Annotated in this window: 7 protein-coding genes and 1 tRNA gene; 7 read left to right on the top strand and 1 reads right to left on the bottom strand. The window is 63.4% G+C overall.

The window, feature by feature from the left end; genetic code table 11:
- Nucleotides 1–22: 22 nt before the first annotated feature.
- A complete protein-coding gene (locus AAC029_RS12770; protein ID WP_339748375.1) occupies nucleotides 23–1,489 on the bottom strand; it encodes a sodium/proline symporter in 1,467 nt (488 codons plus the stop codon).
- A gap of 137 nt (nucleotides 1,490–1,626) precedes the next feature.
- Here AAC029_RS12770 and AAC029_RS12765 point away from each other — a divergent pair, with 137 nt between their 5' ends.
- The 7 genes from AAC029_RS12765 to AAC029_RS12735 all read left to right on the top strand — a co-directional run bounded on the left by AAC029_RS12765 (nucleotide 1,627) and on the right by AAC029_RS12735 (nucleotide 12,623).
- Nucleotides 1,627–2,445 (top strand): enoyl-CoA hydratase-related protein, encoded by an 819-nt coding sequence (locus tag AAC029_RS12765; protein WP_339748373.1) that lies wholly within the window; start codon nucleotides 1,627–1,629, stop codon nucleotides 2,443–2,445.
- A complete protein-coding gene (locus AAC029_RS12760) occupies nucleotides 2,442–3,653 on the top strand; it encodes an acyl-CoA dehydrogenase (protein ID WP_339748371.1) in 1,212 nt (403 codons plus the stop codon). Before AAC029_RS12765 ends, AAC029_RS12760 begins: the two co-directional genes overlap by 4 nt.
- A gap of 111 nt (nucleotides 3,654–3,764) precedes the next feature.
- Nucleotides 3,765–3,855 (top strand) — tRNA-Ser (locus tag AAC029_RS12755).
- A gap of 320 nt (nucleotides 3,856–4,175) precedes the next feature.
- A complete protein-coding gene (locus AAC029_RS12750; RefSeq protein WP_339748369.1) occupies nucleotides 4,176–4,790 on the top strand; it encodes a Rho family protein in 615 nt (204 codons plus the stop codon).
- A gap of 840 nt (nucleotides 4,791–5,630) precedes the next feature.
- Nucleotides 5,631–8,144 carry a cation:proton antiporter gene (locus AAC029_RS12745; protein ID WP_339748367.1) on the top strand — a complete coding sequence of 838 codons (2,514 nt, stop codon included), beginning with the start codon at nucleotides 5,631–5,633 and terminating at the stop codon, nucleotides 8,142–8,144.
- Between the two features lie 244 nt (nucleotides 8,145–8,388).
- Nucleotides 8,389–9,507: an efflux RND transporter periplasmic adaptor subunit gene (locus tag AAC029_RS12740; RefSeq protein ID WP_339748365.1), complete on the top strand. Its 1,119-nt coding sequence runs from the start codon at nucleotides 8,389–8,391 to the stop codon at nucleotides 9,505–9,507.
- Nucleotides 9,504–12,623 carry an efflux RND transporter permease subunit gene (locus AAC029_RS12735; protein WP_339748363.1) on the top strand — a complete coding sequence of 1,040 codons (3,120 nt, stop codon included), beginning with the start codon at nucleotides 9,504–9,506 and terminating at the stop codon, nucleotides 12,621–12,623. The genes AAC029_RS12740 and AAC029_RS12735 overlap by 4 nt, the downstream gene beginning before the upstream one ends.
- Nucleotides 12,624–12,671: the final 48 nt, after the last annotated feature.

Below are 12,671 nucleotides of genomic sequence, written 5' to 3'. Positions count from 1 at the left end.
GACTAAGCCCTTAAGGCGCCCCCTACCCCGCCTTCACCCGCCCGAACCACAATATCGCCAGCGCCGGCACCCAAGGCACGACCCGTTCAAACGGATCGCCGGGCAGACGGGCCAGTTCGGCGAGGGTGCGCATTACCCCGTCCAGCCCGGCCGGATCGACGGCGCCCATCGCGTTGAAGAAGACCGTCAGGGCAAAACCGGTCGCCATCGCGCCAAGCACGGCGCGGCCGCTCGGCTCTATACGCATCACCCGCATGATGATGATCGGGCCAAAGGCGGCGCCCAGCGCGGCCCAGGCGAACAAGACACGGGCGAAGATGGTGCTCGGCAGGGCCAGCGTCATCCAGATCGCAACGAGAGCGATGGCCAGCATCACGATGCGCGAAACCGTCAGCTCGCTGCCGGGAAAGCGCCGCGATAGGCCCATATCATGGGCAATGGCGGCGGCCGCCACCAGCAGGATGGAATCAACTGTCGACATGACCGCCGAAAGCACGGCGGCCAGCACGATGCCGGCCAGAACCGGCGGCAATAAATCGCCAGCCAGCAGGTAGAACAGGTTCTCGCCATTTTCGTTGCCGCCGACCAGAGCGCGTCCGGCCAGCGCCAGCACCGTCATGCCGGTGAACATGATCACGGCCCAGACCATCGCGATGGCGAAACCGCGATAGCGCGCAGCCTCATCCTTGACCGCCATCAGGCGTGACATCAATTGCGGTTGGCCCAAAGCGCCAATGCCGACACCCCAAACGCCGAGCACGAAACCGCCCAACATGAAGCCGGCGCGGCCCCCGGAAAAATCGAGATAGGCCGGCGGCGCCTCCACCGCCAAGGTGGCGAAAATCTGCGCCGGTCCGCCAGCGGCGATCAAGGCGGCAACCGGCAGGGTCAGCGCCACCAGCACCATCATGAAGCCCTGCAGCATGTCGGTGACACTGACAGCCCAAAACCCGCCCAGCAGGGAATAGATCAGGATCACCGCCGCGCCGATCATCACGGCCTCGGTTTGATTGAGGGGGAATTGGGTTTCAAAGGCGGCAGCTGCGGCACCGAACTGGGCCGCGATATAGAAAACAAAGCAGAACACGATCAGGATCGAGGCGAGAGAGGTGATCAAAACCCGCATCCGGCCGCTCGATTTCGCGGCGAGAAAATCGGTCAGGGTGATATGGCCTTCAGCAGCCGTTTCCTCACGCAGACGTTTGCCGAACCAGAGCCAGACCGCGACATAGCCGCCCCATATCCCGGGCACCATCCACAGTGCCGACAGGCCGGTCGCGTAAACAAAGCCGGTAAAGCCCAGCAGCACCCAGGCCGAAGAGGTCGAGGCGGCGTAGGACAGGCCCGCCACCCAGGCGCCGAGCCCCTGGCTGGCGACGAAGAAATCGGATTCATTCTGGTTGCGCTTGCTGGCCCAGACGCCGACCCCGACCAGAACGAAATTATAGATCACCAGCGTGATCAGCACGATCAGTGTCTGTTGGTTCATAACGCCCTCCCCGGCCGCCTTGCGCGAAACGCAGCGCTGCGCTTCTCTCACCCATTGTCACAGGTTTATGCTGGTTTTCTCGGCGATACCAAGGTTTCGCTGCGACCCGCCTGATTGCAAAGAGATTTTTCACGCCGATGACACAACCGCTCGACGATGGCCTGACAATACAGCGCCGTGGCGGCGTCGCCGAGCTGGTGATCAACCGGCCACACACCCGCAATGCCTTCACCCAAGCAATGTGGGCCGCCCTGCCCGGCCTGCTTGGGGATATCGCCGACGATTGCCGTGTACTGGTCGTGCGCGGCGCTGGCGATGGCTTCGCCTCGGGCGCCGACATCTCCGAATTCGCCGAGGTTTACGCCACTCCGGCACGCGGCGAGGCCTATTCGCGCCAGATCGCCGCCGCGCTCGATGCTCTCGCCGCCTTCCCGCACCCAACCATCGCGATGATCCGCGGTGCCTGTATCGGTGGCGGCTGCGCGCTGGCGCTGGCCTGCGATCTGCGCTTTGCCGATGAGAGCGCCCGCTTTGCCATCACCCCGGCGAAAATGGGACTGATCTACCCCTTCAATGATACCAAGCGTCTCGTCGCGGCGGTCGGCGCGCCGATGGCCCGCGACCTGCTATTCTCAGCCCGCAAACTGGACGCCGCCGAGGCGCTCGCCTGCGGCCTTGCCAATCGGGTGACGTCGCCGGCGGGCCTGGAGCGGCTCGTCGCCGACTATGTGGATCAGCTACTGGACATGTCGCCGCATTCAGCCGAATTGACCAAACGCATGCTCACTCTGGTCCTGGCTGGTCAGGACGGGGATGATGATGAGACGAAAGCCCTGTTTGCCGGGGCTTTCAAACACGCAGATTTCAACGAGGGCTATCGCGCCTTTCTCGAGAAGCGAAAACCGGATTTCAACGCCATGACACCGGCACCAGGCACGGGGACGAAACAATCATGACCACACTCAAAGCCAAGGACGCACCGGATCTCGGCCGCTTCGACTGGGAAGATGCTTTCCGCCTCGAAGACCAGCTGACCGAGGAAGAGCGCCTGGTGCGCGATGCCGCCCGTTCCTACGCCCAAAACAAGCTGCAGCCGCGGGTCATCGAGGCCTATCGCGAAGAAAAGACCGATCCGGAAATCTTCCGCGAAATGGGTGAGCTGGGCCTGCTCGGCTCCACCATCCCGGAAGCCTATGGCGGCGCCGAGCTGGGTTATGTCGCCTATGGCCTGGTCGCTCGCGAAGTTGAGCGCGTTGATAGCGGCTATCGTTCGATGATGTCGGTCCAGTCGTCCCTGGTGATGTATCCGATCTATGCCTATGGCTCCGAAGAGCAGCGGATGAAATATCTGCCCAAGCTGGCCAGTGGCGAATGGATTGGCTGTTTCGGCCTGACCGAGCCGGATGCCGGCTCCGACCCGGGCGGTATGAAAACCCGCGCCACCAAGACCGCCGACGGCTACCGCCTCAATGGCGCGAAAATGTGGATCTCCAATTCACCGATTGCCGATGTCTTCGTCGTCTGGGCCAAGTCCGACGCCCATGACGGCAAGATTCGCGGATTCGTGCTCGACAAGGGCATCAAAGGCCTCACCGCGCCGAAGATTGGCGGCAAGCTCTCGCTTCGCGCTTCGATCACCGGCGAGATCGTGATGGATAATGTTGAGGTCGGCGAGGATGCGCTCCTGCCGAACGTCTCTGGCCTGAAAGGCCCGTTCGGCTGTCTCAACCGCGCCCGTTACGGCATTTCCTGGGGCGTGCTCGGTGCGGCAGAATTCTGCTGGCATGCGGCGCGGCAATACGGGCTCGACCGCAAGCAATTCGGCCGCCCCCTCGCCCAGACCCAGCTCTACCAGAAGAAGCTCGCCGACATGCAGACCGAAATCTCGCTTGGCCTACAGGCGTCTTTACGCGTGGGCCGCCTGATGGACGAAGCCAATGCGGCGCCGGAAATGATCTCGATCGTCAAACGCAATAATTGCGGCAAGGCGCTCGATATCGCCCGCCAGGCGCGTGACATGCATGGCGGCAACGGCATTTCCGAGGAATTCCAGGTGATGCGCCACATGGTCAATCTGGAAACCGTCAACACCTATGAAGGCGCCCACGATGTCCACGCCCTGATCCTGGGCCGTGCCCAGACAGGCCTGCAGGCGTTTTTCTAGGCCAATCACCAAGGCTGCACCGGATGCCCCGCCTTGGCAGGTGTGTTCAGTGCAGCCATTTGCCGCAACTCGCGCTTGATAGCCCCGCCCGGGCATTCTAAACCCGCAGGTGGAGAGGTGGCCGAGTGGTCGAAGGCGTCCCCCTGCTAAGGGGATATACCTCAAAAGGGTATCGTGGGTTCGAATCCCATCCTCTCCGCCACCACCTCCCGACACCGGTCTCTGCCTTCAGGCCCGTCCCGCAAGCCGCGGTAACAGGGCGGGTTTCTGCACCACCATCCCTAACTCTGGCCCCTGATCTGGCCGCGCATTAGGGGCCCGTTTTTCCGCGCGCCACGACGAGGGTGTCCAGGCTCCCTGGGGCGAGATCATGGTGAAGACAACAGCTTGTCTGTGCTAGCATCCGGGTTGTGGACTTCTGGGGGGCTTGAAATGAACCGACGCGACATATTGGCTTTAGGAGGTGCGAGCGCGCTCACATTGGCGCTGCCGCGGTCCGCACAGGCGCGCACCGGTATATCCATGATCAAAATGGTTTTTGTCGGCAATCCTCATGTCGGCAAGAGCAGCATGCTGGTTTCGTACACGACGAACCGGTTTCCGGTTGAAGGCGTCGCCACCGGTTTCGATACATTGACCGCCAATCTCCTGTATCAGGGGCTTCCGACGCAGCTGGAGTTGACCGACACCCCGGGCGCCGAAGATTTTGACCGCATTCGTCCGCTTTCATATCCGGGCGCGGCGGTTGTTGGCCTCGGTTTTTCGCTCACCAGCCGCAGCAGTTTTGCGGCTGTAACCGAAAGATGGCTACCCGAAATTCGCCACCACCTGCCCCAAGCTCCCATCATCCTGATCGGTATGAAGGCCGACCTGCGTGATGACCCGAACGGGGTGTCTCGCGATCCGATACCGCGTGAGGAGTGTGAAGCCTTGGCCGGCCAGATCGGGGTCGCGGCCTACCATGAAAACTCCGCCTTGACGCAAGCAGGTCTGGCACCAACTTTCCAGACCATGATGGCAGCGGCGCGTGGTGAACTTGGCGACAGGTCCGAAATACCGGCACGCCGCCAAATGCGCCCCGGCCAAAACGCACTCACCCCTGCGCGCCGACCCGCACCGCGCCGCGGCGAAAACTGAACCGTTCGCGCGGGGCATCGTTTCAGCTCATACCGAAATCTCCATGCCGTGAGCGGCTGGAGGGATAAGGGGGCACCTCGCAATGGGAGGTGTGTGGGACGCCGGCGAATGCCGGAGTTGAGGTAGATGAGTGGGGGTGACATCCGGGACGTCCCACCAATTCTTCCTGGAAAACGATGGGAGATTTGGTCGGTCACCTTACGGCCACCGTCTGGAAACCGGAGTGGACTAGCGGTCGAGCCCGAATGCCGCCCTCCTCTCCGATGACCACGCCAGCGCTCGGGATGTCACCCCTCTGCCCGGACTCGCTCCACGCTCCCGAGCGCCGCGAATGACTGAGCCCACGCCTCCCGTGCGACCGGAACAGCTGGAGTAGGCGCGCAGGTGAAGGGGGTGGGGATAAGTTGCGTTTAACCACGTCATCCTGACGCAAGTCAGGACCTCGATATCACAGGCTCCGCACTTGTCGCGTCGAGGTCCTGACTTGCGTCAGGATGACGTGGGCTAATTGTGTAGGATAAAGGATAAGCTGGCAATTACGCACTATGCCAACACCAACCCACACCACTTCCCCCGGAGGAGCGCAGCGAATTTCGGGGTCTGCCATGGGTTGGGAGCCTGGCTGAATTCCCTTCCAGCGGGCCCCGGAATAAATCCGGGGAAAAGCTGTTTTGTATTGGTTGGGGCGGGACACTGCCGACCCGTCCGCCCGTCATCCTTACCCGCTCCGGCCTCGCGATTCCGCCTGAAACCATCCCGGCTCTGCGATTTTGTCCGGTTTCCACGAAAATCGGAGGGCATTCCGATTTCATGTATCTGATTTTATGGCTATTCAGGCGCATGGATATCGTTCTGATCACGACGGTCATTGCATCGCTCTTCCTCGTCATCGGCGCGGCGGAGCCGCTCGCTGCGCGGCTGCGTCTGCCCTACACAGTGATCCTCGCCATGCTGGGCCTGCTGATCGGCTCGGGCGCGCTGTTTTTCCTGCACACCGAGCTGACCGATGCGCTCAACCCGGTAGCCGAGGCGATCCTGGGCCTGCCGATCCGCTCGAATGTCTTTCTCTATGTTTTCCTGCCGACGCTGCTCTTCCAGGCGACCCTGGGGATGAATTTGCGCCGCATGCTCGACGATTGGGTGCCGATCCTGGTGCTCGCGGTCGTGGCGGTCGTGGTCGCCACGCTGAGCGTCGGCTACGCCTTGTCATGGGCCAGCACGCTGCCGTTGGCGGCCTGTCTGCTGATTGGCGCCATCGTCTCGACGACCGATCCGTCAGCGGTGGTATCGATCTTCCGCTCAATCTCGGCCCCACAAAGGCTGGCGCGCATCATTGAGGGCGAAAGCCTGCTCAATGATGCCGCCGCGATCGCCCTGTTCGGCCTGTTCATGGGTTATGTCATGTTGGGCGGATCAGAGCCCAGCCTGCTCGATGCGCTGGGACGTTTCCCTTTGCTGATCCTGGGCGGTGTGCTGACGGGCTGGGTCGCGGCGCGCATCGCGGTCTGGATCATGGCGCGCTTCGCTGCCCATGAACTGGCGCTGATCTCGATCTCGGTCGCCCTGCCCTATCTCGCCTATATCGGCGCGGAACAAAGCATTGGCGCTTCGGGTGTCATCGCGGTCGTCGTCGCCGGGCTGACGCTGAACCTGACCGGGCCGGGACAATTGCCGCCGCAAGCCTGGGCCAATTTGCGCGAAGTCTGGGACGTGCTCGCCCATTGGGCGATGGCGTTGATCTTCATCCTCGCCGCGCTGTTGATCCCACGGATTCTCGAAGAGGTGCGCGCCGGCGATTTTATCCTGATCGGCGTGGTTATCCTGGCGGCGATTGCGGCACGTGTGGTAATCCTGTTCGTGCTCTTGCCGCTGCTGAGCGCCGTGCGGGCCTCGCCGGCCGTCGAGCCACCCTATCGCGTTGCAATCCTTTGGGGCGGCCTGCGCGGCGCGGTCACGCTGGCCCTGGCGCTGGCCGTGACCGAGAACGTCAATGTTCCCGACGAGACCAAGCGCCTCGTCGGCATTCTCGCGACCGGCTTCACCCTGTTCACCCTGATCGTGCAAGGCGGCACGCTGAGAGCGGTGATCGGCTGGCTCGGGCTCGACCGGCTTTCGCCGATGGACCAGGCGCTGTCACGGCAGGTCGTCGCCGTCGCGCTGCAGACCGTGCGCGAGGATGTGGCGCGCACCAGCGAGAATTACGAGCTCAGCCACGACATCGTCCGTTCCGAAGCCAAGCGCTTCGGCAAGCGGCTCGACAAGGCGGTCAAGCGGGCCGAGGAGAGCACCGACATCCTCGAGCGCGACCGCGTCACGCTGGGACTGCTCGCGCTGGCCGGCCATGAGCGGGACACCATTCTCGCCCGGGTGCGCGAGCGGACGATCTCGGCCCGGATGGCCGAATTGGTGATGTCCAATGCCGACCGGTTGATCGAGGGCGCGCAGTCGCAGGGACGGCGTGGATACCAGCGCGCGGCGCGTCGCAGCGTCGCCTATGGCCGCGCGTTCCGGGCGGCGGTTCTGCTGCACAGCTCGCTGGGCCTGTCGGGGCCGTTGGCGCGCATGACCGCGGACCGCTTCGAGCTTCTGTTGTCCCAGCGCCTGATCCTGCGCGACCTCAACGCCTTCATCCACGGACGCATCCGGCGGATCCACGGGCGGCGAGTGGCCGAGCTGCTGCACGACCTGCTCACGCGGCGCATCGAGGCTGTGGAAACGGCGCTGGAGGGGCTGCGCTTGCAATATCCCGGTTATGCCGATGAGCTGGAACGCCGCTTTATCCGCCGCACGACGCTGCGGCTGGAGGAAAGGGAATACGCCACGATGCTCGAAGACGGGTTGATCGGTGCCGAGGTTTTTACGGCCTTGATGAAGTCGCTTGGTGAGCGGCGGGCGGCTGCGGAGCGGCGCCCACGCCTGCTCATCGCCCTCCAACGGGTCGAGCTGGTGCGCCAGTTTCCGCTGTTCGCGGACCTCGACGATGCCGCACTGAAACGTCTCGGCCGCGCGCTGCGGACGCGCTATGTCAATGCCGGCGACGTCATCATCCGCAAGACAAGTGTGGTGAAAAGCGTGTTCTTCATCGCCTCCGGTGCGGTCGAAATCCAGAATGCCGGTCAGAGCTGGCGGTTGGGCGGCGGCGAGATGTTCGGGCAGATGGCGATCCTGATGCAGAAACCGCGGCGCGCCGAAGTCCGGGCGATTGCGCCCTCCATGCTGCTGGCGCTCGACGAGGAACGTTTTCGGCGTCTGCTCGGCGGCAGCAAGGCCCTGCGCGACGCCGTGCGTGCGAGTGCCGAAAAGCGGGGAATCGAGCCTGGAGCCCTGTTGTCAGACGATGCGCAGATCGCCTGAGGGCGCAGCTTCATGGCTCCCGACAATGAGCGAGAAGCGAGGCGCTGCGTCGGGAGCGGCCGCGCCGGTCCTCGTGCTCGACCGCGACAGGTGTACGATAACGAAGCTGTGTTCAGCTTCCTTTCTCCAGACAGGGTTCAGCTAACCACACCGCAACCGGCCCGGCCTAGCGTCAACAAGCGTTGCCAGCCCGGTATTCAGCTTTTAGGAAGCAGGCACGAAATCTTGCGTTCCGGAGTTCCTGATGCGCCGTTATAGTTTTCTGATCGTCGCCCTGATTGTCTTTGCCGCCATGACCGGGATCGTCGCGTTTCGCGTTCTCGCCGGCAGCGGACAGGAGACGGGCCAGCGGCCCGCCTCGGCCCTGCCGGTTGCGGCCTATACGGTGGCCAGATTTGAATTCGCCGACATCGTCGAAGCGCTGGGCACAGCCCGATCAAAGGAGAGCATCACCGTCTCCGCGCGGGTATCCGACACGATTTCGCGGATCAATTTCGAAAGTGGCCAACTAGTCGAAGCGGGCGATATCCTGATCCAGCTGAATGACGCCGAACAGGTCGCAGGCCTGAGCGAAGCGCGCACGACACTGCGCGAGATGCAGCGGGATCTGGAGCGGGTCAATGATCTGATCTCGCGCGGCGTCGCACCGCAACAACGCCAGGACGAGGCGCGGGCCGCGCTTGAACGGGCCCAAGCACGTGTCGCCTCGATTGAAGCACAACTGGCCGACCAGGTCGTCCGCGCGCCCTTCGCCGGCGTCGTCGGACTGCGTGAAATTAGTCTCGGTCAACTCATTCGCCCGGGCGATCCGATCACCACGCTCGACGATATCAGCGCCATCCGGCTTGATTTCACCGTCCCGGAACGCTTCCTCGCCAATATCCGGGCCGGTATGATGATTGAGGCGACAACCAATGCCTATCCCGATCATGTTTTCCTCGGCACGATTGCCCAGATCGACAGCCGCGTCGATCCGATCTCCCGCGCCGTGACCGTCCGGGCTGAAATCGACAATACTGACGGGCGCATCCTGCCCGGTCAGCTGATGGTAGTGGAAGTTCGCCGCGATCAACGCAGCAGCCCGGCTGTGCCCGGCTCGGCGATCACGCGCTATCTCGACGACAGTTTTGTCTATGTGCTCGAGACCCAGGATGGCGTCACCTCCGCGCACCGGCGCAATGTCGAGCTCGGCCTGCGCACCGGCGATGTCGTCGAAGTCACAGCCGGGTTGGAACCCGGCGAAGTCGTGATCGCGGAGGGTGTGCACCGGGTGCGCGAGGGCGTGCCGGTGACGGTCACAGCGCAACGTGATTTCGGCCAAGGCGGCAGCCCCGACAGTCCGGCAGCGGTGACCCAGCCATGACGCTTTCCGATATTGCGGTTCGCCGCCCGGTTCTCGCCTTCGTCGCCAGCGCGCTGATCGTGGTGTTCGGGATATTGGGCCTGCGCTCGCTGCCGCTGCGCGAGTTGCCCGATGTCGACCAGCCAATCGTTTCAGTCTCGGCCAGCTATCCCGGTGCCAATGCCGAAGTGGTGGAAAACCGCGTCACCCAGCCAATCGAGGACCAATTGTCGGGCATTGACGGGGTCGAGACCATCACCTCCTCCTCGCGCGACGGCAATGCGCGCATCTCGATCACCTTCGCCCTCAGCCGCAATATCGAAGCCGCGGCGAATGATGTCCGCGATGCGGTTTCGCGCGTCGTCAACCGGCTGCCACCCGATGTCGAGGAGATCGAAGTCCGCAAGCAGGACAGCGATGCCCGCCCCTTCATGTGGTACAGCCTGCTGTCCGATCGCATGACGTCGGAGGAATTGTCCGACTATGCTGACCGCGTCATGGTCGACCGTTTCAGCGTCATTGATGGCGTCGCCAATGTCCGCATTGGCGGGCAGCGCCGCTATGCGATGCGCATCTGGCTCAACCCGCAGGCGATGGCCGCGCGCGGCATCACTGTCGCCGATATCGACAGCGCCCTGCGCAGCCAGAATGTCGAAGTGCCCGGCGGCTCGGTCGAGACCGCCGATACCGATATCGTGGTGCGGGTCGAACGCCTGTTTGCCGACCCTGAGAGCTTTGCCCGCCTGCCGATCACCGGCGCCAATGAGGGCCATGTCGTGCGCCTCGGCGAAATCGCCGACGTCGTGCTGGAAGCGGAAGAGCCGCGCACCCTGTTCCGCGGCAATGGCCAGAACATGATCGGACTGGGCTTTGTCCGCCAGAGCCAGGCCAATTCCGTCGATGTCGCCCGCCGCGTCACCGAACAGGCCGAACGCCTCGCCGACACGCTGCCCGACGGCATGCAATTGATCAAAGCGTCCGACGATACGGTCTTCATCGAGCAGTCGATCATCGAAGTCTGGCGCACCCTAGCGGTCGCCGCCGGTCTGGTCGTGCTGATCATCTATCTCTTCCTCGGCAGTATCCGGGCCGCCATCATCCCGGCCGCCGTGGTGCCCGTCTGTCTGATCGGCGTCTTCTCGGTGCTCTCCTTCGCCGGCTTCTCGATTAATATTCTGACCCTGCTTGGCCTGGTCTTGTCGATCGGGCTGGTGGTCGATGATTCCATCGTCGTGCTGGAGAATATCCAGCGCCGGATCGATCTCGGCGAAGGCCCGGCCCTGGCCGCGCTGCGCGGTGGACGCCAGGTCTTCTTCGCCGTCGTCGCCACCACCGCCGTGCTGGTCGCCGTCTTCGTGCCGCTGGTTTTCCTGCCCGGCTTTATCGGCCGCATCTTCACCGAGCTGGCGCTGACCATCGCGGCGGCCGTCGTGCTTTCGGCCTTTGTCGCGCTGACCCTGTCGCCGATGATGGCGTCCAAACTCCTGCGTCCAACCAAAGATAGCCGCGGCGTGGCGCGCTGGGTCAATGGCGCCGTCAATGCGCTGCGCGACAGTTATCGCACCAGCCTGGAACTGGCGATGAAGGCTCCGCTGCTCGTGCTGCCGGTTATTCTGGTGGCGCTGACGGGTTCGGGCCTGTTGCTGGGCCGCCTGCCCTCGGAACTGACGCCACCGGAAGACCGCGGCTCCTTCTTCGGCGCTTTCTCCGGACCGGAAGGGGCCAGTTTCGATTATATGGCGAGCCAAGCAGCGGCGGTTGAAAACGTGGTGATGGATTATATCGAGACCGGCGAACTGCGCCGCGTTCTGGTGATTTCACCGGGCTGGGGCGGAGCAGGTTATAATTCCGGTGTTGTTATCGGCACGATGGTTGACTGGTCAGAGCGCCGCCCTGGCGGCGAAATCCTCGACGAGATCAATGGCCGCATGGGTCAGCTTACCGGCGTGCAAGCCTTCGCCTCGATGCGCTCCTCGCTGGGCGGCGGTGGCGGCGGCGACGATATCCAATTCGTGCTGCAGGGCCCCGACTACGCGACCCTCGACGCCGAGGCCGACCGCCTGCTGGCCGCCATCGCCGAGGGTAATCCCAGCCTTGTGCGCGCCCGCAAGAATTACCAGCCCAACAGCCCGCGCCTCGTCGTCGATATCGACCGCGAACGCGCCGCAGCACTCGATGTCTCGATCGCTGATATCGGCGAGACGCTGCAGACCCATCTCGGCTCGCGCCGGGTCGGGCAATTCATTGATCGCGGCGAAGCCTATAATGTCATTCTGGAAAATCGCCGCGAAGATCGCTCCAGCGTCAATGATCTGGAATCATTGTATGTTTCTGGTCGCGGTGGCCAACTCATCCCGCTCTCAAACCTGGTCAGCGTGCACGAGGTGGGCGAAGCCTCGTCGCGTAATCGCGTCGACCGTCAGCGCGCGATAACCATCTCGGCCACCCTCGCCGATGATTATACGCTCGGTGCGGCCGTGACCTGGCTCGACGATTGGGCGGCCAATGAATTAGCGCCGGGTCTGTCGACGGGTTATCTCGGCGGCGCACGCGAATTCCTCGACGCCAACACCGCGATGATCTTCGCCTTCGGCATGGCGCTGCTGATCGTCTTCCTGGTACTGGCAGCCCAGTTCGAAAGCCTGATCCAGCCGATGGTGATCATGCTGACTGTGCCGCTGGCCGTGGCGGGCGGATTGTTCGGCCTCGAACTGGTCGGATCCAGCCTCAATATCTATTCCCAGATCGGCCTGGTGATCCTGATCGGGCTGGCAGCCAAGAACGGCATTCTGATCGTCGAATTCGCCAATCAATTGCGCGAAGACGGCCGCGATCTGATGACCGCAACGCTGGAATCCGCAACGACGCGCTTCCGCCCGATCCTGATGACCGGCCTGTCGACCGCCATCGGCGCCTTCCCGCTCGCCATCGCGACCGGGCCGGGCGCGGAGAGCCGCATCACCATTGGCGTCGTGATCTTTACCGGTGTGCTGGTGGCGACACTCTTCACCCTCTTCGTGGTGCCGATTGTCTATGCCTCGCTGGGCCGCTTCACCAAGACCCCCAACTGGATGTCCCGCCAGCTGGAAGCCCAAGCGAAAGCGGCCGGCGTGGATGTGTCGGTGGTGGCGGAATAGGCCGCCCACTGAAGGGGTCTTCTCATCGTCGACGCCCAGGCGACGCCG

This window comes from uncultured Maricaulis sp., assembly GCF_963975345.1.
GTDB lineage: Bacteria > Pseudomonadota > Alphaproteobacteria > Caulobacterales > Maricaulaceae > Maricaulis.
The sequence above is the reverse complement of the archived record's forward strand: the minus strand, read 5'-3'. Positions and strand labels throughout refer to the sequence as shown.

Bases quoted from the DNA above. Each gene is read 5' to 3' on its own strand.
- AAC029_RS12735 (WP_339748363.1), top strand. From the start codon at position 9,504: ATGACGCTTTCCGATATTGCGGTTCGCCGCCCGGTTCTCGCCTTCGTC.
- AAC029_RS12760 (WP_339748371.1), top strand. From the start codon at position 2,442: ATGACCACACTCAAAGCCAAGGACGCACCGGATCTCGGCCGCTTCGAC.
- AAC029_RS12765 (WP_339748373.1), top strand. From the start codon at position 1,627: ATGACACAACCGCTCGACGATGGCCTGACAATACAGCGCCGTGGCGGC.
- AAC029_RS12745 (WP_339748367.1), top strand. From the start codon at position 5,631: ATGGATATCGTTCTGATCACGACGGTCATTGCATCGCTCTTCCTCGTC.
- AAC029_RS12750 (WP_339748369.1), top strand. From the start codon at position 4,176: ATGATCAAAATGGTTTTTGTCGGCAATCCTCATGTCGGCAAGAGCAGC.
- AAC029_RS12740 (WP_339748365.1), top strand. From the start codon at position 8,389: ATGCGCCGTTATAGTTTTCTGATCGTCGCCCTGATTGTCTTTGCCGCC.
- AAC029_RS12770 (WP_339748375.1), bottom strand. From the start codon at position 1,489: ATGAACCAACAGACACTGATCGTGCTGATCACGCTGGTGATCTATAAT.